Source organism: Hymenobacter norwichensis DSM 15439 (assembly GCF_000420705.1).
GTDB lineage: Bacteria > Bacteroidota > Bacteroidia > Cytophagales > Hymenobacteraceae > Hymenobacter > Hymenobacter norwichensis.
On sequence record NZ_ATVL01000009.1, the window covers coordinates 360,205 to 384,143 of the forward strand.

Below are 23,939 nucleotides of genomic sequence, written 5' to 3' on the forward strand. Positions count from 1 at the left end.
CGCTAAGTAACGCAAACAGCCCACAGCGGGAGCTGTAGGCTGTTGCGCTTCAATGCTTTATGTGGATTGTGCTATAGCCTAATGCCAATGCCTGGCCCAAACAGGAAGAACAACGACTTTTTGTTCATGAGGTAGCCCCCGCCAAGGTAAAGTGGAAATGTAAGTTTGGCATCAGAGCGGGTAGGATAAACTGAGCCCAGGACCACAATGCCTAAGTCACGGTTCACGTTGGCGTCCTGGCTGAGGTTGAAGGCATTCAGGGCCACAAAGCCCGCACCCACCTTATAAGGGCGCAGTTTGTTGATTTTAGTGGGGTGATAAAAGCTGAACTGCGCCAGCGTGGCCAGCGAAATACCCCCAAATGAAGTGAAACTCGATTCGCCTTTGTACTTGGTAAGCAAGCCGCCGGGGAAGCTGATGTCGATGTCGAATTTCACGCGGCGCTGAAGCACTAGTTCCAACTTCTGCGTGAAACCCGCTTCCTGGTACTGCGCTTGGTTGTGCCGCACTGTAATGATAATGGTGCTCCAGTCATCGAGGGCGTAAGTTTTGCGGGCTGAGAGCAGGCTGTTGAGGCTAATGTTGCCTACTTGGCACTGCTTGTCTTGATAGAAAGCTGCTCGCACCGAATTCTCGTCTGGGCACACTACAATGTTGTCCACGGTGCGCATTTCAATCAGTTCACCCCGCGCATTTTGCGTGCGAATATCGAAGCTCAGGTACTGCTTACCATAGAGTTGCTTATCCGAATCAATACCGGCCGTATTGAAGTTGAACACCACGTCGCTCACTGTCCGGTCGTAGAGTACGGGGCCGTTGAAACGCGTAATGGGCCGCGGCGATTCGCCAAACGTTACGCTCACAAAATCAAGTGGATGAGGGCGCTGAAACTCTCGTACCGCCAGGCTTTGTCCCGTGGGCTGCCCGTTGTTGAAGATGGTAATGCGCCGCTTGTCAACCGTAATAGGCACCTGCACGCGGTAGACCACAGCGGCATCGGTCCGGATGCTGGAATCGGACGGAATAATTTGCACATCCTCGAAGTGGAAACGGGCCCGCGCCAACGACTCGCCTTCCAGCCGCACATCCACCGTTTCGCCGGGGTTCACATTGGTACTGCTCACCCAATCGCCACCCCGATGCCGCACACTCACAGCATTGATGGTAGTTTTGGGCGAGATGTTGAAGTTGGTGATGTACTTGGCTTGGTCGTTTTCCTTGATGTAGAGGTAGCTGTCGGTTTGGCGGTGCGTATTGTACACGCGCAGCCAGCACAGCACCCGGTCGTTGGTAAGGTACTGGCGCGTAAACAGTTCGGCAATCAGAGTGCCGCCTGCTTCTTCTTGCTCCTCAATTCGGTAGGTGCGCTTCAAATCGAAGGTGCGGCCATTGTCAAGAATTAGCTCCACGCCCTTGCGCCGCGAGAGTTCATCAATGGTAATTTCCTTTTTATCGACGCTCAAAAACCGCAGCCGCGACGCCTTCACGGAGAATTCCTGCCGAATGGGCGGCAGCGAGTAGCTGACCCGGCGGTTGTTATCAGTAAGGAAGGGCCGTTCGGTTTGGACCTGTACCGTGAGCAGGCGGGTACCCAGCGCATTGGGCAACACGTGCAGGCGCAGGCCACCTTTTTCCTGCGTAATGCGGTAGTCGATGTCGCGGCCCTTGGTCCAATCAGCGGTGGTACGGATGTTTTTGAGGTTGTTGCTACTGAGTTCGAATACCTTTTCTTCGCCTACAAACAGCTCAGTATCGCCGGGGCGCAGCTCCAGGGTGGTGCGCGTAATAGGCAGCAGGTTAATAGTTTGGGTAAGTGGCACACCTCCCGCCGAGTCGGCGGGCTGGCTGAACGTTAGGCGCAGGAATCGGGTGGCAGTTAGCTCTTTGAACTTGATTTTGGCCCGATAAAACGGCTTGTTCGGCACAGGCGTGAGCGAGTCAAGCAGCAGAAAATCGGCAGACCGCACAATGCGCACGGGCCGGCTGGCCTGGAAGTTCAGCGGGTATACTTCCAGTTCAGCCGTTTCGTCTTCCTGTCGATAGTAGAAATACAGGTGTTGTTCGCCCTGTACGGCTACGGTGTTGCGGGTAAGCTGGTAGAAAGTGGTGTCAGTACGCAGCACTAACTCACGTAGCACGGGCCCAATCTGCGCTTCCGCTTGAAAGCTGGTTAATGTGAAGCCTAGCAGTAGTACTGCAAAATATAGTTGAAAACGGAAGCTTGAAGAAAAGCGCACAGAGCAAACAACGTCAGAGGACACGCAGAAACAGTACCGGCTACACCAAATACCGGCCACTCGAGTAGCGCAAAGGTAGTACCTAGGGAGTTGTACTGGGTAAAGAATGCACTTTTCTTATTCGGCTAAGCAACTGAGCCCAAAGGGACGGGCTGCCAATAGCATAATTATTGAGTTTGCGTTTTGTTTTCGTGTTCGGTAATGCGGCCTTTCATTGTTAGAATGGCCTGCGCGGCGGCGGCTTCCGGCATGGTAGGCAAGGTGGCTAGCGCGGCTACCCGTTGCTTTTCCGTGAAAGCCTCATGGGTTAATAAGCGGGTAATTTCTGCCTTTTGTTGGGTAGTGGCGGCAGTAGCTTCTGGGGCAGCCGCAGCCTGCGGTATAGCTTCGGGCTCAGTTCTGGTTGATTTGTTTCGTTCGGCGCGGCTTTCAGCTTTGCGCACTTCATCGGCACTCGCAATACCCGATTCAATACCGATGCCGGCCATAGCCAAAGCTCTTCCTACGGCGCTGGTTTCAGCGTTTTCCAAGGCGCTGGTGTTATTCACGGCGCCGTATTTCTCGGTTTCCAGCTCTTGCGCAAGGCCGGTATAGGTGCTGGTAACCCCGCTCTGGGTGAGGGTAAGGGTGGCTTTTACCACCCACATCTTGCGGGAAGCGAAGTAACGGTAGTCGGTTTCGATACCGTATTCGCCCTCGAAGTGGTGAGCTAGGTACAGGAGGCGGTCCTTTACCTCTACGTACTGCTTGCCGCCTTTGGTGGCAACGGTTTTAAAGGTGTGGGTGGTGTGTTTCATTGAGGCAAATACGAAGACAAATGAGAAAGAAACAGCCTCGGCAGCACAGCAAGACTATAGTGAGTATAAACTAAGTAGCACTTTATACGGCTTCTACTGCTCTAACAGCTTTTTCTCTGGTAGCTGGTCAAAGACTAGAGCTAAGTAAAACGGCGTAGTACTAGACGTGGTTGGGTGGTCTGTCCGTCATTTAGCATCATGCAAGCCTTTGCCCTGAAGAATATGCTGCACGTATTTTTCCACCCTTGCTAGCCGTGTTGCAGTCTGTTTCGGCTCCGAGAAATACAGGGCGTATCCTCTCTGACGCCCCGGAGTCAAGGCCGCAAATGCAGCTTGCAACGGCGGGAATGCCCGCAACTTGTGTTGCAACTCTGCCGGAAGCAAAAGTTCTTTGGCTTGCGCTGAGGGTATGGTGAGGCCAAGCTTCTCTATTTCTAGCGCCTCGTAGATGTAGGCTTTCACTAAGTCCTCCTGCGCCGCTACTTGCGCTGTAGTCGTGAACCTAATCTGGCGCACACCTTGTACGTTTTCGGTTTGTCGTACCAACAGGCCGGCCGCATCCTGTAGCAGTGCCCCCTTGAAAAAGTTGAGGGCACAATAGTTTTTGAAGGCGTGGAGCAGAACGATGTTCTTTTTCCGAAATGTATAACACGGCATATTCCATTTCAACTCCTCCGTTAGCCCGCAGGCCAGAACAAGCTGTCGGAGCTGTACCAGCACTGGCGTCCACTTCAGTACGGTGCAAGCAGGCGTGCCAACTAAGGCGCAACGCCCACAGCCCTCGGCAAAGTAGGGCGCAAGTTGTGGGTTCATCATAGACGAGGCTACTTAGTGAACGAGACGGCGCTATAAGCACTGCCACAGCAAGATAGACAGGTGCTATGGTATTTTCAACTGCTCTTAGCGGGCTTGTAGGTGGGGTGTAAGTTGCTTCACTCGGCGGTATGCGCTATATCCTTGCTACTTTGTCGCATGATTCTGGATTTGAGCGGTATTACCAGCAAGGCTGATCTGCATGCCTTCTTTAAAACCCAGCTGGGCTTCCCTGAATGGTATGGCCCGAGCTGGGATGCCTTCTGGGATGCTATTATTGCTATTGTTGAGCTGCCCCCGCAGTTGGTTTTAGTTAATTGGCAGGAGTTTGCCCAAGCCTGCCCGAAGGATATGGGTATTTTACGGCAGGTAATCCAAGACTATGAAGCCGAGCGGCCGGGTAAACGCATTATGCTAGGGTAGCTAGCATGTGGATACTGTGCGGCATGGTCTGAGCCGTAGTTCGCGCTGTGGGCAAATATCTTGCGTGGTACTATCCGTAAGGCAGATCATGCCGAGTAGCAGCACGCGGCTTAGGCAAGCTTGGTGGCCTGACTTCGTTTGGTAATGTTGCTTTATTTCAATTTTTGCTATGCTGCTTTCCTATTGCCTGAGTGTACTGTCCCTGGTTGCCTCACTTCAAGCACCTCCTGCCCCTGTGCTGCCGGCGGCCATCCGCCGGGCTTTGCCCGCCGGCTATGTGGTGCTGGCCGCCGAGCGGGGCGACCTAAACCGTGACGCCTCCCCCGATTGGGTAGTGGTGCTGAACAAGCCCAACGAAAAGCAAACTTCTGATGTAATAGAACACCCCACCAAGCGCCCTTTGCTGCTGTTTGTGGGGGGCGCAGGCGGTACCTATACCTTGGCAGCCCGTTCCGACAACGCCGTGTACTGTGTGGACTGTGGGGGTATGATGGGGGACCCGTTTATGGGGTTAGCCATCAAAAATGGCTATTTCACAGTGGAGCATTACGGCGGTAGTGCTCAGCGTTGGACGCGCTACATCACCTTCCGCTACGATGCTGCTACTCGCACCTGGCTGCTGCACCGCGACGGTAGTGAGCGGTTTCACGCCCTCGACCCCGAGCACGGCACCACCACAGCTACCACCGCCAAAAACTTTGGCCGGGTGCCGTTGGCCAAGTTTGACATTTATAAAGACTAGTGCCGCTTTAACATTTATCTAGCGGCCTGCTATTGAGCTCCACCCTAAAGCTGGGTTTTCGCTTTTCACTCAGGGTGTGCGAGGCCCTTGCCAGCGGCAACGTACCTACTAACTGAAGTCTTTATTGTTGCGGTAGCGCTATTTCGCAGCTTGTTTGGGCGCGCAGCCTGTTAGCCTGGGGCCCATGGCCTTCTCAAAGCACTTGTAGCACACATACTCGACTTCAGTAGCAACTAGTTGCATTTGGTAGTAGAGATAGAAGCCGATTTTTGCGCCACCTAGTTGATTAATACCGTTTTGGGGTGCTGCTATGCTTGCGTATGTCTAACACAATTAGTTGCTAAAGCAGCTAGTGCTACATATTTTAGCTTACTCATTCAGTGCATTACGTATGTCTACCGCAAAGAAAACCTCGAAAACAATTGTACTTGAAGTAAGCGCAACCGAGCAAACCGGAGACGCAGAAACCTTCGAGTACTCAGGCAATGAAGCGGATTCTGCTTCTTTTGATGACGTAGCGGCGCCTACCTGTTCTGCTTGTGGCGAGCTGTTAGCGTGGCATGAGGAGCCGTGCCGTGTGGCCAACGTAACCTCACCAGATATTTATACTGCTGCGGCATCGAAAGATGTCGCTGATTCAGGTAACTGTGGGATTGTTTTAGGTTTCACCTACGCCATTGGGCAGCCGGTGCAGCCAGCTCCCGCCAGGCAGGTAGGGAAAGTGATTTGGCGTGGGCAAGTAAAGGAGCGGCATCCGCGCACCGGCTTATTACACCGGGTTAACGTGTATCGGCTCGACAATGGCTACTGGGATTGTTATTACGAGGCCGAGTTACAAGCCGCATAGTTGTACAACTATGCTTGGCTCTAGCGAAGTAACAGTTCACCGGGTTGTAAGCCTTGCTAAGGGTTCGGTACTTTTCTTATCGCCTTCCGCCAGCCTCTTAGGCTTTTCGCGCTTGTCTATTCTAGGCTGCGCAAGACGCTTTTTTGGAGCCACTTCCAAACAACGAAGAAAGAGCAACTGTTTTTCGCGCGCCACCGGCTGAATTTATTGATTTCAACGCCAAATAAAAAAGCCTCTCTACGCTATGTAGAGAGGCTTTTTTATTTGGCGTTGAAAGTTTGTGGCCTTCAAGTAAGTAGTCCGTAGGGGAATCGAACCCCTGTTGGTAGAATGAAAATCTACTGTCCTAACCCCTAGACGAACGGACCGTTTTCCGTTTTGGTGCTGCAAAGATAAGGCACTAAAAAGTTACTCTGCAAGTTCCTGCCAATGATTTACTGATCTTTTTGTCGGTGCTGGTTCCACCAGACATACCCACCAAACAGGAGCAGGCTCACGCCAGAAACCCATAGAAGGCCGGTTTTCAGGCGGTTGCTTTCTTCGCCGAGGTAGGCCAGCAGGGCAATAAGCGGAATGGTGCCCGCCACGGTAGCCCCCATAAATTTCCAATAGCCCATGCGGGCCGCTCCCGCCACAAAGCTGATGGCATCGTCGGAGAGGGCGGGGGAGAGGCGGGCAATAACCACGGCCCACACCCCGTAGCACTGCACAATGCCCAACACTTTCCGCTCGGATTTCTCGCCCAGCACCTTGCGCACAAATGATTCGCCAAGGGCATGCCCCAGCCAATAGCCCACCGTGGAGGCAACGATAATGCCAATCAATGCCACTAGGGAGCCCCACCACGGCCCGTAGGCCAATACCGCCACCAGAATCAGGGCCACCACATTCACCACGAACAGAAACATCTGCACCACCATCAGCAGCACTACTACCACCGGACCCCAGTAGCCGAATTGGTGCATCCAGGCGGCAATACGCTCCTGCTCACCACTTTTCAATACCGCAAAGCCCTCTTGTGCAGTGGTTTGAAAAGCGGGCCACAGAAAATAAGCAGCTATCAGCGCCCCTATCAATCCCAAGGACAGGTACAGCGGCAAATGGCTAGCCTGACGCTTAGCAGACGAACGTGAACCAGCGGGAACAGCAGAAGTTGACATAAGGCAGGAAGAAAACGAAGGCGTGCAATGGAAAACAATCCTCTACGTAGCTACTATCAGGAAAGCTACGGCAACCCCAACCGCCCGGAGCGGGTACTAGAGGTGAAATGGGGAGATGGTGAACTAGTGAGTTTAGCGCGCCATTCACGCAGACTGAACAGCAAACTCACTAGTTCACTATCTCACCGCCTCACCAAACTTCTCTCCCTGATGATTAAGCACACTTACGACATGGGCCTGATTGGCAACTGCGCCTACCTCGCCCTTATTCGCAAGGATACCTCTGTGGCTTGGCTTTGCTGGCCGCGCTTTGATAGCAGCTTCGTGTTCGGCGACCTGCTCGATACCGAGAAAGGTGGCGAGTTCAGTGTCCGGCCCGCCGCAGGAAGCACTTTCGAGACGCACCAGTACTACCAAACCAATACCAACGTGCTATGCACCGAAATCGAGAACGAGGACGGGCGCTACCGCGTTACGGACTTTGCGCCGCGCTTCGAGCAGCACGAGCGGTACTACAAGCCGCTGATGATTATCCGGAAGCTGGAGCCAATCAGCGGGACGCCGCGCGTGCGCGTGACCTGCAACCCGGTGGGCGAGTACGGCCAGAAGCAGCTCACGCGCCGCCGCAGTTCCAACCACATTGCCTACCTGGGTCTCGACGAGGAAATTCGCCTCACTACCGATATTCCGCTGACCTACATTCTGGAAGACGAGGATTTCGTGCTGAACCAGCCGCGCTACCTGGTGCTCACCTATGGTGCGCCGCTGGAAGCAGCGCTGGAAAGCACCGCTGAGCGGTTTTTGCGCAGCACCAAAGACTACTGGCGCAAGTGGGTGAAAAGCACCAGCATCAGCAACTTTCACCAGAACGCCGTTATCCGGTCGGCGCTGGCCCTGAAAATGCACCAGTACGAAGACACGGGCGCTATCATTGCGGCTAGCACTACTAGCTTGCCCGAGGCCCCCGGCAGCACCCGCAACTGGGACTACCGCTTCTGCTGGATGCGCGACACGTACTACACCCTCACCGCCTTCAACAACATTGGCCACTTCGAGGAGATGGAGCGGTATTTCCACTATATCGCCAATATTTCCACGAAAGTGGTAGGCAAGTATCAGCCGCTCTATGGCATTAGCGGAGCGTCGGAACTCACCGAAATCGAGCTGCCGCTGAAAGGCTACCTCGGCAACCAGCCGGTGCGCATCGGCAACGACGCCTACACCCACATCCAGAACGACGTGTACGGGCAGGTGTTAGTGGCGCTGCTGCCGCTCTACGTAGACTGCCGCTTCATTGACCCCGAGCGGACCAACCCCAGTAAGCTGGTGTACGAGGCCCTGCACATGATTCAGACCACCATGGACCAGCCCGATGCCGGTTTGTGGGAGTTCCGGCACATTGCGCAGTACCATTGCTACACCTATCTGTTCCACTGGGCCGGCAGCAACGCCGCGCGTAAGGTGGCGCATTCCCTCGGCAACGCCGATATGGAAGCTCTGGCTACTGACCTGATGAAGCAGGCCGAAGAGCGGATTGAACGGTGCTTCAGTGAAGAGCACCAGGCTTATGCCAACGCCATCGGCTCGCCACACCTTGATGCCAGCACCTTGCAGCTCATCATGATGGGGTACCTCGACCCTACCAGTGAGCGGGCCCATCGCCATCTGGAGGCCTTAGAGAAAGACCTGATGACGCCCGAAGGTCTGTTCTACCGCTACCGCCACGCCGACGACTTTGGCACGCCCGAAACTACGTTCCTGATCTGTTCTTTTTGGTACGTGGAAACCCTGGCCTGCGTCGGACGCCTCGACGATGCCATTCGGGAGTTCGAGAAGCTCATCACGTACACCAACCACCTGGGCTTGCTTTCGGAGGACGTGGACGCCAAAACTGGCTCGCAGTGGGGCAACTTCCCGCAGGCCTACAGCCACGTAGGTTTGGTTAACGCCGCTTACCGTATTGCCAAAAAGCTGGACCGCCCAAACTTCGTGTAATAGGTACGGCAACGGCATTGGCGTATTCGCATAAAAAAGGCCCGCATCAACTGATGCGGGCCTTTTTTGTTTTATAGCTGACAGGCCGACTTATAAAAGCTTGCGGAGCAACTGGCGCACGTCGTTGGTGCCGCGTACGTGGAAGCGGGCCAGGGAGCGGGGCGCACTACCAACTTTCACGGTGTAGGCAGTGTCGGGCATGGCGCCAAACGTGTCCTCATCAGTTCGGTCGTCGCCAATGGCTACAATAAAGTCGGGCTCGTACTCGGCTACCCAGCGGGCTGCGGCGGTGCCTTTATTGATGCCCGCATTCTTGATTTCGATAACCTTATTGCCTTCCATTACCTGCAAATCGGTGTTAGAAGTCAGAAAAGTTAGGTGACTCACCAACTCCCGGGCCCGCATGGCACTCAGTTCGGCATCGGCGCGGCGGTAGTGCCACACCAAGGAGTACTCCTTATCCTCGATAAAGGAACCAGCCGTGCGGCTAACGTACAGCTCAACGATGGGCCTGATTTCGGTTTTCCAGTCGTTGCGCAGCGGCTGAAACATCGTCCAGTCTTCGCCCGCCCGCCGTAGCCACACGCCGTGCTCGGCAATGAAATCGAGGGGCAAATGGCCCAGCCAGTTCTGTAGAGTAGTCCGGTCGCGGCCACTGATAACCACCACCCGGTTTTTGGGGTTTTCGGCCAGCCGCTGTAAAAGCAGCAGCATCTCTTCGTCGGGGCGGGCGCGTTGCGGATTGGTATTGAAGCCCGCTAGTGTACCGTCATAATCAAGCAGCAAGAGGCGCCGTTCGGCCGCCTGATACTCTGTGACAAGCTGCGTAGTTGTGCTGGCATCCAGGGTTTCGGTAGCCAGTGTTAGTTGCTTGATTTTGGCGTAGGCCAGTCTGTCCATGAACAGCTTAGTCCAGGAAAATACATTGTATTGCTGCACCAGCGCTTGCATGGCGGCCATGCGCTGCATCTGCTCGTCTTCAGGCATCACCAGCGCGTCGTGCATGGCTTCAGCTAGCTGGCCGGTGTCGGTGGGGTTGATGATGAGAGCATCCGACAACTCGCGCGCCGCACCAGCCCGCTCACTCAAGATAAGTACGCCCCGCTGGTCGGCTTTGCTGGCAACAAACTCTTTGGCTACCAAGTTCATGCCGTCGCGCATGGGTGTCACTAGGGCTACTTCCGCAATGCGGTAGAGGGCCGCCAATTCTTCCAGCGGGAATGAACGGTAGAAGTAGTGGATCGGGGTCCAATAAATGGTGCGGTACTGCGCATTAATGCGGCCCACTATTTCGTCAATTTCTTCTTTAAGCGCGGCGTATTGTGCCACTTGGTCGCGGGAAGGCACCACCACCATAATTAAGCTCACGCGCTCGGCCCACTCCGGGTAGCGTTGGAGCAGCACCTCAAATGCCCGTAGCCGTTGGGCAATACCCTTGGTGTAGTCGAGCCGGTCGATGGAAAGAATAACGCGCGTGCTGCGCAACGCTTCACGGTACTCTGCTTCGTGCGACAAAGCCGCTTCTGAAGCTGCTGCCTGAACATACCGGTCGTAGTCGATACCCATTGGGAAGGCATCAACTAGCACGGTCCGGGTGGGGGTCTGAAGTTGTCCGTTCTGCGAATTCAGGCCCAACAGTTGCGAAACAGCACTCAAGAAATGCCGCATGTAGCCGTAGGTGTGGAAGCCAATTAGGTCGGCTCCGAGCATGCCTTGCAACAACTCGTTGCGCCAAGGCAACACCCGAATCAGCTCGTGCGAGGGGAACGGAATGTGCAGGAAGAAGCCAATGGTGCATTCGGGGCGGGCGCGGCGTAGCATTTCGGGCAGTAGCAGCAGCTGGTAATCGTGCACCCAGATGGTGTCGTCGGGGCCAGCCATTTCCAGCACGGCCTGGCAAAATTTCTCGTTTACGGCCACGTAGGCCTCCCAGTGGCTTTGCTCATAGGTGGCAAACTGGGTGAAATAGTGGAAGGTAGGCCAGAGCGTAGAGTTGCTGAATCCCTCGTAAAAGTCGTGGATTTCCGCTTCGGTCAGGAAAACGGGTGCCATGCTATCAGCTTCCAATTCCTGCCGGACGTGCTCCTCTTCGGCCTCACTTTCCACAAACAAGCCAGGCCAGCCCACCCACACGTTACCATCTTGGCGGTAGATGGAGCCTAAACCGGTGGCCAGGCCCCCTTCGCTAGGCTGAAACGTAAGCGTGTTTTCGGTGCGTATTATTTTGGTGGGAAGTCGGTTGGAGACAATAATCGTTCGAGACATAAGCTGTTTTCGAGTAGTAGACCCTAGGGTTTACGAAAGAAGACAGGGTATAGACATTATTTTTTCTGATGCTTTCGAACTTCACTACCCGTGCGCGGGCGGTGTAGTCGAGGTTGGCAGCAATAAGGCCGAGCTGGGAAGTAATTAAAAATCAAGCTTTTGCTACTTGCTGCCCGAGGGTGTCCAAATGCGTGTGTTTGAAGCCTGAAGAATACTTCAGACCGTACCCCATAAGCCGGTCGAAGGCTGCGTGAAATAAGAGGATAGTACCAGCCAATAGTACCAACGGCTGTTGCTGCCACCAACCTAGCAGGAGTACTACCAAGGCCAGTGCTTTGTGATGCACCAGATTATACGCTACAGATCCGATACGCGGACCCGCCAAGTAGCCCAGCATACTTAGGTCCGGTGCCAGAAACAAGGCCGGCAGCCACCACCATGCATAAGGCAGTTGGGAGAAGACAACAACGGCAACCACTAGTTCGGCGGCCTCTTCTAGTTTCAGTAGGTTTTTCATGACGCTTGAAGTGCTTGTAGAGTACACTTCAAAGGTCTGAGCCCAAGCGAGCAGAAAACGTTAACAAACGCTAAGAAATACGGGCGTCGTTTTCTAGTAGTCGCGCCCGAATGCGGCTCAGCGACACGGCCGTAACCCCTAGGTAGGAGGCAATGTAGTGCTGCGGTATTCGTTCCAGAATCTTGGTTTTATGGCTTTGCAGCAGGGCGCGGTAGCGTTGCTCAGGGCTAAGCAACAGCAATTCCGCCAGCCGAGCATCGGTGCCTAGCAAGTGATATTCGGCTAGTAGCCGGCCAAACCGCTCATATACCGGGTATACATCGTAGAGGCTACGGAGCAGCACGTATGGGAAGACAAGCACCTGAGTGGGAGCAAGGGCCTGAATGCTGAAGGCACTTGGCTGCCCCGTAAGGCAGCTTTGATAAGAACCCATCAAATGGTTCTCGAAAAAGAAATACGTGGTTTTCTCTTCGCCGTCCGCGCTTGTGTAATACAGGCGGCAGGCCCCCGAAAGCACCAACGCTAATTCACTACTGGGCTGCTGCTGAGTTACAAACAGTTCACGCCGGGATAGTAGGCGCGTCTGCAAGGCCTCTGCCAATGGTGCCCACTCCACATCGGTAAGTGCCACAAAACGATGGATATAAGCTCGCAAGGGATGCATGCCGCAAGATAGGTGCTCAGCGGTTTATGACATCTAGGCAAACAAAAAACCCGCTTATCTGTCTGATAAGCGGGTTTCAATGCAAAGCCAAAGCAGAAGGCTAGTAGTCCGTAGGGGAATCGAACCCCTGTTGGTAGAATGAAAATCTACTGTCCTAACCCCTAGACGAACGGACCAGATAAACGGCCTTTTCTGTTTTGGTGGTGCAAAGATAGATGTTTGCCTCTTACAGGCAAGCACGCAGTTGAAAAAAAGTTAAGACAGCATCTAAACCAGCTGATAATCAATGAAAAAAAATTCCTTTTCGTTGAATATATCATAGACTGCGTAGTGATTTGGCGAAGTACCTTGAGCCCTGTACCTTCGCTCCGTGTTTTTCACCCGGCCTACACAGGCCGTTAAACTCCCCATTCCCCTTACTAATATGGCTAAAATCAAAGTCGCCATCAACGGTTTCGGCCGGATTGGCCGTCTGACGTTCAAAGCGCTGTTGGAGCGCGACAACGTGGAAGTTGTGGCTATCAACGACCTAACTGACAACAAGACGCTGGCCCACCTGCTCAAGTTCGACTCGGTACACGGCCGCTTCAAAGGCACCGTAGCCTACGACGAAGAGAGCCTGACCGTAAATGGCCAGCGCATTCACGCTCTGGCTGAGCGCGACCCCAAGCTGCTGCCCTGGGGCGACATGGGCGTTGACGTAGTGCTGGAATCGACGGGCCGCTTCGTGGACGAAGCCGGTGCTGGCCAGCACCTGACGGCTGGTGCCAAGAAAGTGGTTATTTCGGCTCCTGCTACTGGCAACATCCCCACAGTGGTACTCGGCGTGAACGAGGACATCCTGACGGGCGAAGAAACCATCCTCAGCAACGCAAGCTGCACCACCAACTGCCTGGCCCCCATGGCCAAGGTACTGGACGACGCTTTCGGTATTGAGAAAGGCTACATCACCACGGTGCACGCCTACACCTCCGACCAGAACCTGCAAGATGCACCGCACAAGGACCTGCGCCGGGCCCGCGCTGCCGCTTATAGCATCATCCCAACCAGCACGGGTGCCGCCAAAGCCGTAGGGCTGGTGCTGCCCCAGTTGAAGGGTAAGCTCGATGGTATTGCCATGCGCGTGCCTATTCCGGACGGTTCTACCACCGACCTGACGGTAATCCTGAAGAAGGAAGTAACCAAAGAGCAAATCAACGAGGCCATGAAAGCTGCTGCTGATGGCCCGCTGAAAGGCATTCTGGAGTACAGCACCGACCCGTTGGTAAGCATCGACATCGTGGGCAATCCGTCTTCGTGCGTATTCGATTCGCAACTGACTTCAGCCAACGGCTCGTTGGTGAAAGTGGTGGGCTGGTACGACAACGAAACCGGCTATAGCACCCGCACCGCCGACCTGATTCAGAAGCTCGGCGAGAAAATGAACGGCTAAGCTGTCATTCTTAAGCAATAAAAAAGGGGTTCCCACCAGTGGGAACCCCTTTTTTATTGCTTGAATCGTAAGAACCATGCACTGGCGAGCGGGTACCAGTTGCCTCGGTACGTGGCGTTTAGAGTAGATAGAACAACTTTTTTCGAGGGGCTGACATCCGGCTTCGAGAAGAGAGGCCGGAATTTTATGTTTGGCGCTTCCGGTGCTTTGCGCTAGGTTAGCGCCGTAAACTTTAGGGGTGTCCTGCTGGCCAGGACTGAGATGATACCCTTTGAACCTGATCAGGCTGATACCTGCGAAGGGAAAAGTACCAGAGTGTCTGTGGGTGCGCCTGTGCGTGCTCAAGATGCGCGCCTACTATTGTTTATAGTTTGATTTTCAACCAACTAGCTACTAGTTGCATGATCTACTATGTAAACAATACACCGCAGGAAGCCCCCGCTGCCCGCACTATTGCCGAAGCCCTGACGGAGCTGAGCTTTGCCAGCCCGCGCGGTGTGGCCGTGGCTGTTAATGGCACCGTAGTGCCCCGCTCAGAGTGGCCCGGCTACGCCCTCCAACCCAACGATCGACTCACCATCATCCGCGCTACTCAGGGCGGCTAGCCCGCGTGTTCCTTCCTTTTTCCTTTCCCGATGAAAAAAGACCATGCCCCCCAGCAGACGCTGGTGGAACGCGCGCCCCTGACCGGCTCGCGCAAGATTTACGTGCCCGGCCAACTCCACAACATCCAGGTGGCCATGCGCGAAATTGTGCTGGCCGACACCCAGCGCAAGTTCGACTTCACGAATCCTACCGAGCAGAACCCACCCGTGACGGTGTACGACACCAGCGGCCCGTACACCGACCCGCAAGTGGCCATCGACCTGAAAAAAGGGCTGCCGCGCCTGCGGGAGGAGTGGATTTTGCAGCGTGGCGACGTGGAGCAGCTAGCTGGCACTACCTCTAGCTACGGCCAGCAACGGGCCGCCGATGCCAGCCTCAACCACCTCCGCTTCGAGCACATTGCGGCACCGTTGCGCGCCAAGTCGGGCCAGAATGTGAGCCAGCTGCACTACGCCCGGCAGGGCATTATCACGCCCGAAATGGAGTATATCGCCATTCGGGAAAACCAGCGGATCGACCAACTGGCCGCCGACGATGCCCTACGCGCCCAGCATCAGGGGCATAGTTTCGGGGCCAATACGCCGCAGGGCTATATCACTCCCGAGTTTGTGCGCGACGAGGTGGCCGCGGGGCGGGCCGTGATTCCCTCTAACATCAACCACCCGGAAAGTGAGCCCATGATTATCGGGCGCAACTTTCTGGTAAAAATTAACACCAACATCGGCAACTCGGCCGTGACGTCTAGCATCGAGGAAGAGGTAGACAAGGCCGTATGGAGCTGCCGCTGGGGTGGCGATACGCTGATGGATTTGAGCACGGGTAAGAACATCCACGAAACCCGCGAATGGATTATCCGCAACTGCCCGGTGCCGGTGGGCACGGTGCCCATTTATCAGGCGCTGGAAAAAGTGAACGGGAAGGCCGAAGACCTGACCTGGGAGCTGTTCCGCGACACGCTCATCGAGCAGGCCGAGCAGGGCGTGGACTACTTCACCATCCATGCCGGCGTGCGTCTGCCGTACATCCCCATGACCGCCAAGCGCGTGACCGGCATTGTGTCACGTGGGGGCTCGATTATGGCGAAATGGTGCTTGGCTCACCACCAGGAAAACTTCCTGTACACGCACTTCGAGGAAATCTGCGAAATCATGAAGGCCTATGATGTGGCCTTCTCGCTGGGCGACGGTCTGCGGCCTGGCTCCATTGCCGACGCCAACGATGAAGCGCAATTTGCCGAGCTGGAAACGCTGGGCGAGCTAACCAAAATTGCCTGGGCCCACGATGTGCAGGTGATGATTGAAGGCCCCGGCCACGTGCCCATGCACCTGATTAAGGCCAACATGGACAAGCAGTTGAAGGAGTGCCACGAGGCGCCGTTCTACACGCTCGGCCCGCTCACCACCGACATTGCCCCCGGCTACGACCACATCACCTCGGCCATTGGCGCGGCCATGATTGGGTGGTTCGGTACGGCCATGCTCTGCTACGTGACGCCTAAGGAACACCTGGGTTTGCCCAATAAACAGGACGTGAAAGACGGCGTCATTGCCTACAAAATTGCCGCTCACGCTGCCGATTTGGCTAAAGGCCACCCAGGAGCCCAGTACCGCGACAATGCTCTGAGCAAGGCCCGGTTCGAGTTCCGGTGGGAAGACCAGTTCAACCTCAGTTTGGACCCTGACACCGCCCGCGAGTACCACGACGAAACCCTGCCCGCCGAGGGAGCCAAGGTGGCGCACTTCTGCTCGATGTGCGGCCCGCATTTCTGCTCGATGAAAATCACGCAGGAAGTACGCGACTTCGCAGCCCAGCAGGAGGTAGCAGCCAACGAAGAAGCCCTAGCGAAAGGCTTGGCGGAAAAAGCCCGCGAGTTCGTGGCGAAAGGCAGTGAAATCTATCTGTAAATCAGTTGTCGGTTGCGGGTTGTCAGCTTGTTCTGGCGAGCCTAAACACTGCTAACTGGCAACTCGCAATTCTTATGCGCCCATACGCCCTCAGTATTGCCGGCTTCGACCCTAGCGGCGGGGCCGGCTTGCTCGCCGATTGCAAGACGCTGGAGGCCAACGAGGTGTACGGGCTGGGCGTGTGCACGGCCCTGACGGTGCAAAACGACGTGCAATTTGAGCGGGTAAGCTGGGTTTCCGCCGCCGACATTCAGGAGCAGGCCCAACTGCTGTTCGCTCAGTTTTCCATCGACTACGTGAAGATTGGGTTGCTGGAAAGCATAGCACAGCTGCCGGAGCTACTGGCGTGGCTGCGGGTCCAGAATCCGCAGGTGCACATTGTATGGGACCCGGTGCTGAAAGCCAGCGCGGGCTACGAGTTTCATGCGGGGCCGCCGCGGGAACTGGTGGAGGTGGTGTGCTCGTCGTTGGCGCTACTCACGCCCAACCGGCCCGAGATGTTGCGCCTGTGGCCGGCGGCCAGCGCCGAGGAAGCTGCCGCGGCGGTTAGTGTTTTCTGCCCGGTGCTGCTCAAAGGCGGCCACGACGAGGGCGCTCTGGCCACAGATGTGCTTTTCCTGAACGGCGAGCAGTACCCTTTTTCTGCCCTCCGATTGCCACACGGCGAGAAGCACGGCAGCGGTTGCGTGTTGTCGGCGGCAGTGCTGGCGCATCTGGCGTGGGGCGCGTCGTTGGTGGAAGCCTGTCGTGCTGGCAAAATCTATACTACCAAGGTGCTGGCCAGCAACCCAACGCTGCTAGGCTATCATTTCATTTCTTCGCAATGCCATGGACATGAGTAAACTACATTTTATTGCGGCTTCTCCACAGCAAGCGGAACAAGCTTGTGCTGGCGGTGTGCGCTGGGTGCAGCTACGGGTGAAAAACGTGCCGCCCGATGAGTGGGAAGAACTGGCCCGCGTGACGCAGCAAGTCTGCCGGCGCTACGGTGCCAAGTTGATTATCAACGACAACCCCCAACTGGCTTATACTATCGGGGCTGACGGGGTGCACTTGGGCAAACAGGATATGCCACCCGCCGAAGCCCGTGCTATCCTTGGGCCGGGGCCTATTATTGGGGGTACTGCTAATACCTTCGAGGATGTGCAGCAACTGGCCGCCGCAGGTGTCGATTATATCGGGCTGGGACCGTTCCGCTTCACTACCACCAAGCAGAATCTGAGCCCGATTTTGGGGATGGCAGGCTATCAAGCCATTCTGCATCAAATGTGTGCGGCTGGCCTGACCGTCCCAGTTATTGCCATTGGCGGTATTCTGAGGGCTGATTTGCCGGAGCTGTTAGCGGCCGGTCTGCACGGCGTGGCAGTGTCGGGTGCCATTTCAAACGCCCCCGACCCAGCCGCCGAAGCCACGCTTTTCCTGAACCAGTTGCACCCGCAAAACACGCTCGTATGATTACGGAACCACTCGTTATTGCCGACCGGCAGTTTTCCTCCCGCCTCTTCACGGGCACCGGCAAATTCAGCTCCGCGGCCCTGATGGAAGACGCCCTGCTGGCTTCGGGCTCGGAGTTGGTGACGGTGGCGCTGAAGCGTGTTGATGTTACCGATGCCGATGATGACTTGCTCAGCTACCTCAGCCACCCGCAGTTCCAACTATTACCCAACACTTCGGGCGTGCGGACGGCCAAAGAGGCGGTTTTTGCGGCCCAGCTGGCGCGCGAAGCGCTGGAAACCAACTGGCTGAAGCTGGAAATCCACCCTGACCCCAAGTATCTGCTGCCTGACCCCGTAGAAACGCTGAAAGCGGCCGAGGAACTGGTGAAGCTTGGCTTTGTGGTCCTGCCTTACGTTCATGCCGACCCGGTGCTGTGCAAGCGGCTGGAGGAAGTGGGGGTGGCGGCCGTCATGCCGCTGGGCGCGCCCATTGGCACTAATCAGGGGTTACTCACCAAGGAATTTCTGGAAATCATCATCGGGCAGAGCAGGGTGCCAGTGGTGGTGGATGCCGGGCTGGGGGCGCCTTCTCACGCGGCGGCGGCCATGGAACTGGGTGCCGATGCCGTACTCGTCAACACGGCTATTGCGGTATCCGGGCAGCCGGTGGCTATGGCGCAGGCGTTTCGGCTGGCCGTGGAAGCCGGCCGCATGGCTTATGAGGCTCGGCTGGCAGCGCCGCTGGTACAGGCCGTGGCCAGTAGTCCGCTCACCGCTTTTCTGGACTGATATGAGCTTCCAACCCATTTTCGAGGCCCACCCCTGGGACGACACCAAGCGCAGTATCTACGCCAAAACTACCGCCGACGTGGAGCAGGCCTTGCGCGCGCCTAAACGCACGCTGGAAGATTTCAAGGCCCTGATTTCGCCGGCCGCCGCGCCTTACCTGGAGCAGATGGCCCAACTCAGCAACCAGCTCACGCTAAAGCGGTTCGGTAATACGGTGCAGCTCTACGTGCCGCTGTATCTGTCCAATGAGTGCCAGAATATCTGCACGTACTGTGGCTTTAGCCTCGACAACAACATCCGGCGGCGCACCCTCAGCAGCGTGGAAATTCTGCGGGAGGCGGCCGTGCTGAAGGAGTGGGGCTACGAGCACGTGCTGCTCGTGACGGGGGAGGCGAACCAGATGGTAGGCGTTGAGTACCTGCGCAATGCGCTCCGCACGCTACGGCCCCACTTCGCGCATCTATCTATGGAAGTACAGCCGCTCAGCCAGACCGACTACGAGCTGCTGATTCCGGAAGGGCTGAACACAGTGCTGGTGTATCAGGAAACCTATCATCAGGAAGACTACAAAAAGCACCACCCTAAAGGCAAGAAATCCAACTTCCAGTACCGCCTTGATACCCCCGACCGGCTGGGCCGCGCCGGGATCCACAAGATGGGCCTGGGCGTGCTGTTCGGGCTGGAAGACTGGCGGACTGATAGTTTCTTTACGGCCTTGCACCTCAGCTACTTGGAGAAGACGTACTGGCAAACCAAGTACAGCTTGTCGTTTCCACGGCTGCGGCCAGCCGAAGGGCTACTGCAACCCAAAGTGGAAATGTCGGACCGGGAACTGGTGCAGCTGATTTGCGCCTATCGGTTGCTGAACGAGGAAGTGGAGCTGTCGATTTCCACCCGCGAAACGCCCACGTTCCGAGACAATATCGTCCGGCTGGGCATTACCTCGATGAGTGCCGGCTCCAAAACCAACCCCGGCGGCTACGTGGTGGAGCCGGAGTCGTTGGAGCAGTTTGAAATTTCCGATGAGCGCAGCCCTGCCGCCATTGCCGCTATGCTCCGCCGCCAGGGCTACGAGCCGGTCTGGAAAGATTGGGACCACGCTTTGAGTAGTAGGGTATGAGTAGCAAGTAGTTGGACTTTTTGCAAGTGGCTCCTTGTCTACTATTCGCGTCGGTTCCCGCTACTAACTGCTTATGAATTACTACTGTACTCACTAATGACCAGCGCCCAACAAAACCGCTACTCCCGGCACATCACGCTGCCCGAAATTGGGCTGTCCGGCCAGCAGAAGCTAGCCCAGGCCTCGGTGCTGGTGGTGGGTTGCGGCGGCCTAGGCTGCCCTGTGCTCCAATACCTGACGGCGGCCGGCGTGGGCACCATCGGGTTGCTTGATGCCGATACCGTAGCCGAAAGCAACTTGCAGCGCCAAGTGCTTTATGCCACCGCCGACGTGGGCCAGCGCAAAGTGGACGTGGCCCGGCAAAAGCTAGCGGCTTTGAACCCGCACGTTGCCTTTCATGCCCAGGCCGTGCGCCTAACCGCCGCCAACGCGCTGGATATCTTGCCCGCGTACGACGTGGTAGTAGACTGTTCCGACAATTTCGCTACTCGTTACCTCGTCAATGATGCGTGCGTGCTGCTGGGCAAGCCGCTGGTATTTGGCGCCATCTTCCGGTTCGAGGGCCAGCTCAGCGTCTTCAACTACCAGGGCGGCCCCACGTACCGATGCCTCTACCCCGAGCCTCCCGCCCCCGACGAAATGCCCAACTGCGCGGATAGCGGCGTGCTGGGCGTGTTGCCCGGCATCATCGGGACGCTCCAAGCCAACGAAACCCTGAAAATCCTGCTGGGTTTAGGCGAAGTGGCATCGGGTAAGCTGCTGGTGATGAATAGCCTAAATCTGAGCTTCGAGAGCTTCGAATTCGAAGCCCAACCTGCTAACCAGCAACTCAAGCAACTGGTTGACTACGAGGTACTGTGCGGTACAGGTATCCAGGAAATCACCGCCGCCGATTTGAAGCAGAAGCTAGCCGCCGGTGAGCAACTGCAGCTCCTGGATGTGCGCGAGCCGCACGAATACGCGCAATACAACATTGGCGGACGGTTGTTGCCGCTGGGCGAACTGACGCAGCACTTGGATACGTTGGCGCCGACCGTGCCAATTGTGGTGCATTGCCAGTCGGGCGGTCGGAGCCGGCAGGCGGCGCGCTTGCTACAGGAGCAGGGGTTTCCGGTGGTGTATTCGCTGCGAAACGGGCTAGCGGATTTCTGATTGTAGCTGGCGAAACGCCGCTACTGGGTCGGGTTGCTGCCAGATGCCGCCCAGCACGGCCGCCCCGGCAAAGTCAGCCTGCTGCACTTGGGCAATGTTGGCAGGCATTATGCCCCCAAGCGCTACTACTTGCGGGACGTAGCCGCCGCGGCATTGCCATTGCTTTATGGCTTGTTGCACCGCCTCCAAGCGGAAGTTGCTGCGGTAGTCGGCTTTGCTGGTGCTGTCGAAGATGGGACTCAGAAAAACGTACTGGTAACGACGGCGGTGCCGTGCCACCTCGGCCAAGCTATGGAACGAGGTGGAAACGCTCCGGCCCCATAGCTTGCGTAGCAAGGCCGGCGTTTGGGGTTGCAGCCGGCTTTTCTCGGTCAGATGAATACCCTTTAGGTTGTAGCGCATGGCCAACTCGTAGTGGCTATGCACCACCAGCCGCGCATGATACTGCAGCGGAATCAGCTGCAAGTAGCTCTCCATTTCCGCCATAGTCCAGCCTGGCTTGCGCAAGTGCGCCACCGCCAAGCCGTGCTCGAACAGGCGAACCAGCAAGTTGGGCTCGGTGGCTACTTGTTTAGGCTGGGTGATAACCAGGAGAGTAAACGGCATAACGCAACGCAGCGTAAAGTAAGCACGGCGCTAAAGTAACGCTGCTCTAAGTGCGGCGCCATAACGCACGGCCTAGCCACACAAAGTTTCAAGCAGCTGAATACTGGGTATAGGAGGACTAGTATCCAGCCTTGTTGAAGCCCTGCTATACTTACGAAGTCGAATTAGCGTAGTGCTCATGCCGCCAGAAACGAAGCACCGCTTCGTGGTACCGCACGCCGTACCTTTGCGCAGCTACCCAGTCACTCCGTTACTCTCTTCATCGGTGCGCATCTGCTTTATCCTGAACCCAACATCCGGCACCAACCGCACGCAGGACGTGCCCGCTCTGCTCACGCGCTACGCTACCGCCGCTGGTGCCGACTTCGTAGTGTGGCCGACCGAGTATGCCGGCCACGCCGAGCAACTGGCCCAGCAGGCGGCCGCCGACGGGTTTCGGGTGGTAGTGGCGGTGGGCGGTGATGGCACGGTAAACGAAGTAGCGCGGGGCTTGCTAGGCACGGCAGCAGCTCTGGGAGTGGTGCCGCGCGGCTCCGGCAACGGCTTGGCCCGGCACCTGAAGCTGCCGCTGGATGTGCCAGGCGCCGTGCGCCGAGTGTGCGCCCCTACCTTCCAGCGCATTGATGTGGGCTACCTCAACGGGCGGCCGTTCTTCTGCACGGCCGGGCTGGGCTTCGATGCGCACGTAAGTAAGATGTTCGCCAAAGCGGGCACCCGCGGCCTGAGTACCTACGTGAAAGTGGCGCTACGCGAGTACCGCCGCTTCCGGCCCGTGCCGGTACAAGTGACCCTACAAGGCCAGGAACTATTCGACACCCATTGCTACGTGCTGGCCTTTGCTAATGCTGCCCAGTACGGCAACAACGCCTACATTGCTCCCCGCGCCGATATTCAGGATGGCTTATTGGATGTATGTCTCATTGATGGCCTCTCATTGACCCGCGCGGTGCGGGTGGGGGTAGGGCTGGCGCTAGGCACCCTCGCCACCTCGGGCCAGGCCGTGTACCATACCTCCCAACATATTCTGGTGCAGTCAACTACCCCGCTCGGCTTCCATATTGATGGCGACTACGTGGAAGACGCCACCGCCTTCGAAGCCCGCCTAGAGCCGCTGGCCCTAGAAGTGGCGGTATAACGGTGATTTAGTGACTGAGTGATTCAGTGAATTTGACGTTCTGTTAGCTTTGGCTATTGGAACGTCAAATTCACTGAATCACTGAATCACTCAGTCACTAAATCACTAAATCACCGCATGAAAGCCGATAAAAACCGCCGGGAAGGCGTGGTGTACTCCACTAACCCCGATTTTAAATACCAGAACAACGGCGAGCAGGAAGCCTCCACGCTGCCCCCGCAGCAGCAAAACCTGCGCGTCCAACTCGATAAGAAAGCCCGTGGCGGCAAGCAAGTAACGCTCGTTACCGGCTTCGTAGGGCAGGATGCGGACTTGCAGGCTCTCGGCAAGCTGCTAAAAACCAAGTGCGGCGTGGGCGGCAACGCCAAAGACGGCGAAATCCTCATTCAGGGCGACTTCCGCGACAAAGTGCTAGCCGTGCTGCTCGAACAGAAATATAAAGCCAAGAAAGCCGGCGGCTGAAGTCAGTTTATAACCTTCAACTGCATTAATGCCCGCTCCACATCCTCGGGCGTGTCGATGCCGAGGGTGGCCAGTTCGGTTTCGGCGGTGAGGATGCGGTAGCCGTTTTCCAGCCACCGGAGTTGCTCCAAGCTCTCGGAAAGCTCCAGCGGCGAGGGAGCCAGCTGCGTGATTTCGCGCAGCACGTCGGGGCGGTAGGCGTAGAGGCCGATGTGGCGCAGGTAGCGGTGGTGCAGCAGCCAGTCGGCCGAGGGGAACTGGCGCTGATAGGGCAGGGGGTGGCGGCTGAAATACATGGCGTAGCCCTGCGTGTCGAGCACTACTTTGGGCAAGTGGGGGCTGAACAGTTCTTCGTCGCTCACCACGGCCTTCACCAGCGTAGCCAGTTGGGGCGGGTCGGCGCGGTCGAAGAGGGCCACCAGTGCGTCAATCTGCGCGGGGTGAATGAACGGCTCGTCGCCTTGGATGTTGATGATGCAGTTGGCTTGTACGCCTAGCTGCTCGTAGGCCTCCCGCACCCGGTCGGTGCCGCTTGGGTGGTCGGACGACGTAAGCACGGCTTCACCGCCAAAGCCAAGTACGTGCTGCTGAATTCGCTCGTCGTCGGTGGCTACCACCACGCGACTCAGACTGGATTGGCGGGCCTGTTCCACCACGCGCTGAATCATGGATTTGCCGCCTAAATCGACGAGCGGCTTGCCGGGCAAGCGGGTGGAACTATAGCGGGCGGGAATAATGCCAATGGCGAGCATGCGGGACGGGGAGCGTAGGTGAGAGGGGAATCCACAGGAAACCGGCAACAAAACAAGCAATAAAAAACTTCCGCAGTCCTATTTT

Annotated in this window: 23 protein-coding genes, 2 tRNA genes and 1 riboswitch; of the genes, 14 read left to right on the forward strand and 11 right to left on the reverse strand. The window is 56.6% G+C overall.

The annotated features are described in order from the left end of the window. Window positions 1–71 precede the first annotated feature (71 nt). From G536_RS0116370 to G536_RS0116380, 3 genes are all read right to left on the reverse strand, one after another. Window positions 72–2,123, reverse strand: a complete 2,052-nt coding sequence (locus tag G536_RS0116370; protein ID WP_169515118.1) for a hypothetical protein — start codon at window positions 2,121–2,123, stop codon at window positions 72–74. A 281-nt stretch (window positions 2,124–2,404) separates the two neighbouring features. Then, window positions 2,405–3,034, reverse strand: coding sequence for a hypothetical protein (locus tag G536_RS0116375; RefSeq protein ID WP_022824687.1), 630 nt, complete (start codon window positions 3,032–3,034; stop codon window positions 2,405–2,407). Window positions 3,035–3,220: 186 nt separating this feature from the next. Beyond that, window positions 3,221–3,850 carry a DUF1801 domain-containing protein gene (locus tag G536_RS0116380; protein ID WP_022824688.1) on the reverse strand — a complete coding sequence of 210 codons (630 nt, stop codon included), beginning with the start codon at window positions 3,848–3,850 and terminating at the stop codon, window positions 3,221–3,223. Between the two features lie 156 nt (window positions 3,851–4,006). On the opposite strand from G536_RS0116380, the gene G536_RS0116385 reads away from it, so the two are divergent. The 3 genes from G536_RS0116385 to G536_RS0116395 all read left to right on the forward strand — a co-directional run bounded on the left by G536_RS0116385 (window position 4,007) and on the right by G536_RS0116395 (window position 5,859). After that, the gene (locus G536_RS0116385) at window positions 4,007–4,270 is read left to right on the forward strand and encodes a barstar family protein (protein WP_022824689.1); all 264 of its coding nucleotides are present in this window, start codon (window positions 4,007–4,009) and stop codon (window positions 4,268–4,270) included. A gap of 169 nt (window positions 4,271–4,439) precedes the next feature. Then, window positions 4,440–5,012, forward strand: coding sequence for a hypothetical protein (locus G536_RS28375; RefSeq protein ID WP_022824690.1), 573 nt, complete (start codon window positions 4,440–4,442; stop codon window positions 5,010–5,012). A 391-nt stretch (window positions 5,013–5,403) separates the two neighbouring features. Beyond that, a complete protein-coding gene (locus G536_RS0116395; protein WP_022824691.1) occupies window positions 5,404–5,859 on the forward strand; it encodes a hypothetical protein in 456 nt (151 codons plus the stop codon). A 296-nt stretch (window positions 5,860–6,155) separates the two neighbouring features. Here the strand turns inward: G536_RS0116395 and G536_RS0116400 are convergent. Both G536_RS0116400 and G536_RS28380 read right to left on the reverse strand, forming a co-directional pair. Beyond that, window positions 6,156–6,227, reverse strand: a tRNA-Glu gene (locus tag G536_RS0116400). Window positions 6,228–6,293: 66 nt separating this feature from the next. Then, complete coding sequence (locus tag G536_RS28380) at window positions 6,294–7,019, reverse strand: TVP38/TMEM64 family protein (RefSeq protein ID WP_051166997.1); 726 nt, start codon at window positions 7,017–7,019, stop codon at window positions 6,294–6,296. A gap of 210 nt (window positions 7,020–7,229) precedes the next feature. Here G536_RS28380 and G536_RS0116410 point away from each other — a divergent pair, with 210 nt between their 5' ends. Continuing rightward, window positions 7,230–9,014, forward strand: coding sequence for a glycoside hydrolase family 15 protein (locus G536_RS0116410; RefSeq protein WP_022824693.1), 1,785 nt, complete (start codon window positions 7,230–7,232; stop codon window positions 9,012–9,014). Between the two features lie 90 nt (window positions 9,015–9,104). On the opposite strand, the gene G536_RS0116415 is transcribed toward G536_RS0116410, so the two are convergent. The 4 genes from G536_RS0116415 to G536_RS0116430 all read right to left on the reverse strand — a co-directional run bounded on the left by G536_RS0116415 (window position 9,105) and on the right by G536_RS0116430 (window position 12,636). After that, window positions 9,105–11,279 carry a bifunctional alpha,alpha-trehalose-phosphate synthase (UDP-forming)/trehalose-phosphatase gene (locus G536_RS0116415; protein WP_022824694.1) on the reverse strand — a complete coding sequence of 725 codons (2,175 nt, stop codon included), beginning with the start codon at window positions 11,277–11,279 and terminating at the stop codon, window positions 9,105–9,107. 151 nt (window positions 11,280–11,430) lie between these two features. Further along, on the reverse strand, window positions 11,431–11,796 hold the full coding sequence (locus G536_RS0116420; RefSeq protein ID WP_022824695.1) for a DUF4260 domain-containing protein: 366 nt from the start codon (window positions 11,794–11,796) through the stop codon (window positions 11,431–11,433). 70 nt (window positions 11,797–11,866) lie between these two features. After that, complete coding sequence (locus tag G536_RS0116425; RefSeq protein ID WP_022824696.1) at window positions 11,867–12,460, reverse strand: Crp/Fnr family transcriptional regulator; 594 nt, start codon at window positions 12,458–12,460, stop codon at window positions 11,867–11,869. Window positions 12,461–12,564: 104 nt separating this feature from the next. After that, window positions 12,565–12,636 (reverse strand) — tRNA-Glu (locus tag G536_RS0116430). Between the two features lie 248 nt (window positions 12,637–12,884). On the opposite strand from G536_RS0116430, the gene gap reads away from it, so the two are divergent. The 8 genes from gap (at window position 12,885) to moeB (ending at window position 20,899) form a co-directional block, all read left to right on the forward strand. Next, complete coding sequence (gene gap / locus G536_RS0116435) at window positions 12,885–13,892, forward strand: type I glyceraldehyde-3-phosphate dehydrogenase (protein ID WP_022824697.1); 1,008 nt, start codon at window positions 12,885–12,887, stop codon at window positions 13,890–13,892. A gap of 224 nt (window positions 13,893–14,116) precedes the next feature. Continuing rightward, window positions 14,117–14,213: riboswitch (TPP riboswitch) on the forward strand. Window positions 14,214–14,293: 80 nt separating this feature from the next. Beyond that, entirely contained in the window at window positions 14,294–14,497 is a 204-nt protein-coding gene (gene thiS, locus G536_RS0116440) for a sulfur carrier protein ThiS (RefSeq protein WP_022824698.1), read from the forward strand. A gap of 30 nt (window positions 14,498–14,527) precedes the next feature. Then, window positions 14,528–16,402, forward strand: a complete 1,875-nt coding sequence (gene thiC, locus G536_RS0116445) for a phosphomethylpyrimidine synthase ThiC (protein ID WP_022824699.1) — start codon at window positions 14,528–14,530, stop codon at window positions 16,400–16,402. Window positions 16,403–16,476: 74 nt separating this feature from the next. Further along, entirely contained in the window at window positions 16,477–17,244 is a 768-nt protein-coding gene (locus G536_RS31565) for a hydroxymethylpyrimidine/phosphomethylpyrimidine kinase (protein ID WP_033370369.1), read from the forward strand. Further along, window positions 17,237–17,857, forward strand: coding sequence for a thiamine phosphate synthase (locus G536_RS0116455; protein WP_033370370.1), 621 nt, complete (start codon window positions 17,237–17,239; stop codon window positions 17,855–17,857). The genes G536_RS31565 and G536_RS0116455 overlap by 8 nt, the downstream gene beginning before the upstream one ends. Continuing rightward, the gene (locus tag G536_RS0116460; protein WP_022824700.1) at window positions 17,854–18,627 is read left to right on the forward strand and encodes a thiazole synthase; all 774 of its coding nucleotides are present in this window, start codon (window positions 17,854–17,856) and stop codon (window positions 18,625–18,627) included. Before G536_RS0116455 ends, G536_RS0116460 begins: the two co-directional genes overlap by 4 nt. A gap of 1 nt (window position 18,628) precedes the next feature. Continuing rightward, on the forward strand, window positions 18,629–19,747 hold the full coding sequence (gene thiH, locus G536_RS0116465) for a 2-iminoacetate synthase ThiH (protein ID WP_022824701.1): 1,119 nt from the start codon (window positions 18,629–18,631) through the stop codon (window positions 19,745–19,747). 96 nt (window positions 19,748–19,843) lie between these two features. Beyond that, the gene (gene moeB / locus G536_RS0116470; protein WP_022824702.1) at window positions 19,844–20,899 is read left to right on the forward strand and encodes a molybdopterin-synthase adenylyltransferase MoeB; all 1,056 of its coding nucleotides are present in this window, start codon (window positions 19,844–19,846) and stop codon (window positions 20,897–20,899) included. Here moeB and G536_RS0116475 read toward each other — a convergent pair. Continuing rightward, window positions 20,885–21,505, reverse strand: coding sequence for a thiamine phosphate synthase (locus G536_RS0116475; RefSeq protein ID WP_022824703.1), 621 nt, complete (start codon window positions 21,503–21,505; stop codon window positions 20,885–20,887). The genes moeB and G536_RS0116475 overlap by 15 nt on opposite strands. Before the next feature lie 178 nt (window positions 21,506–21,683). Between G536_RS0116475 and G536_RS28385 the strand changes: the two genes are divergently transcribed. Then, window positions 21,684–22,640, forward strand: coding sequence for a diacylglycerol/lipid kinase family protein (locus G536_RS28385; RefSeq protein ID WP_084708664.1), 957 nt, complete (start codon window positions 21,684–21,686; stop codon window positions 22,638–22,640). Window positions 22,641–22,757: 117 nt separating this feature from the next. Further along, window positions 22,758–23,102 carry a translation initiation factor gene (locus G536_RS0116485; RefSeq protein WP_022824704.1) on the forward strand — a complete coding sequence of 115 codons (345 nt, stop codon included), beginning with the start codon at window positions 22,758–22,760 and terminating at the stop codon, window positions 23,100–23,102. 2 nt (window positions 23,103–23,104) lie between these two features. Here G536_RS0116485 and kdsB read toward each other — a convergent pair whose 3' ends face one another. After that, window positions 23,105–23,854 carry a 3-deoxy-manno-octulosonate cytidylyltransferase gene (gene kdsB, locus G536_RS0116490; RefSeq protein WP_022824705.1) on the reverse strand — a complete coding sequence of 250 codons (750 nt, stop codon included), beginning with the start codon at window positions 23,852–23,854 and terminating at the stop codon, window positions 23,105–23,107. Between the last annotated feature and the right edge of the window lie 85 nt (window positions 23,855–23,939).

Coding starts and splice junctions, on each gene's coding strand:
- G536_RS0116375 (WP_022824687.1), bottom strand. CDS start 3,034: ATGAAACACACCACCCACACCTTTAAAACCGTTGCCACCAAAGGCGGC.
- G536_RS0116380 (WP_022824688.1), bottom strand. CDS start 3,850: ATGATGAACCCACAACTTGCGCCCTACTTTGCCGAGGGCTGTGGGCGT.
- G536_RS0116385 (WP_022824689.1), top strand. CDS start 4,007: ATGATTCTGGATTTGAGCGGTATTACCAGCAAGGCTGATCTGCATGCC.
- G536_RS28375 (WP_022824690.1), top strand. CDS start 4,440: ATGCTGCTTTCCTATTGCCTGAGTGTACTGTCCCTGGTTGCCTCACTT.
- G536_RS0116395 (WP_022824691.1), top strand. CDS start 5,404: ATGTCTACCGCAAAGAAAACCTCGAAAACAATTGTACTTGAAGTAAGC.
- G536_RS28380 (WP_051166997.1), bottom strand. CDS start 7,019: ATGTCAACTTCTGCTGTTCCCGCTGGTTCACGTTCGTCTGCTAAGCGT.
- G536_RS0116410 (WP_022824693.1), top strand. CDS start 7,230: ATGATTAAGCACACTTACGACATGGGCCTGATTGGCAACTGCGCCTAC.
- G536_RS0116415 (WP_022824694.1), bottom strand. CDS start 11,279: ATGTCTCGAACGATTATTGTCTCCAACCGACTTCCCACCAAAATAATA.
- G536_RS0116420 (WP_022824695.1), bottom strand. CDS start 11,796: ATGAAAAACCTACTGAAACTAGAAGAGGCCGCCGAACTAGTGGTTGCC.
- G536_RS0116425 (WP_022824696.1), bottom strand. CDS start 12,460: ATGCATCCCTTGCGAGCTTATATCCATCGTTTTGTGGCACTTACCGAT.
- gap (WP_022824697.1), top strand. CDS start 12,885: ATGGCTAAAATCAAAGTCGCCATCAACGGTTTCGGCCGGATTGGCCGT.
- thiS (WP_022824698.1), top strand. CDS start 14,294: ATGATCTACTATGTAAACAATACACCGCAGGAAGCCCCCGCTGCCCGC.
- thiC (WP_022824699.1), top strand. CDS start 14,528: ATGAAAAAAGACCATGCCCCCCAGCAGACGCTGGTGGAACGCGCGCCC.
- G536_RS31565 (WP_033370369.1), top strand. CDS start 16,477: ATGCGCCCATACGCCCTCAGTATTGCCGGCTTCGACCCTAGCGGCGGG.
- G536_RS0116455 (WP_033370370.1), top strand. CDS start 17,237: ATGAGTAAACTACATTTTATTGCGGCTTCTCCACAGCAAGCGGAACAA.
- G536_RS0116460 (WP_022824700.1), top strand. CDS start 17,854: ATGATTACGGAACCACTCGTTATTGCCGACCGGCAGTTTTCCTCCCGC.
- thiH (WP_022824701.1), top strand. CDS start 18,629: ATGAGCTTCCAACCCATTTTCGAGGCCCACCCCTGGGACGACACCAAG.
- moeB (WP_022824702.1), top strand. CDS start 19,844: ATGACCAGCGCCCAACAAAACCGCTACTCCCGGCACATCACGCTGCCC.
- G536_RS0116475 (WP_022824703.1), bottom strand. CDS start 21,505: ATGCCGTTTACTCTCCTGGTTATCACCCAGCCTAAACAAGTAGCCACC.
- G536_RS28385 (WP_084708664.1), top strand. CDS start 21,684: ATGCCGCCAGAAACGAAGCACCGCTTCGTGGTACCGCACGCCGTACCT.
- G536_RS0116485 (WP_022824704.1), top strand. CDS start 22,758: ATGAAAGCCGATAAAAACCGCCGGGAAGGCGTGGTGTACTCCACTAAC.
- kdsB (WP_022824705.1), bottom strand. CDS start 23,854: ATGCTCGCCATTGGCATTATTCCCGCCCGCTATAGTTCCACCCGCTTG.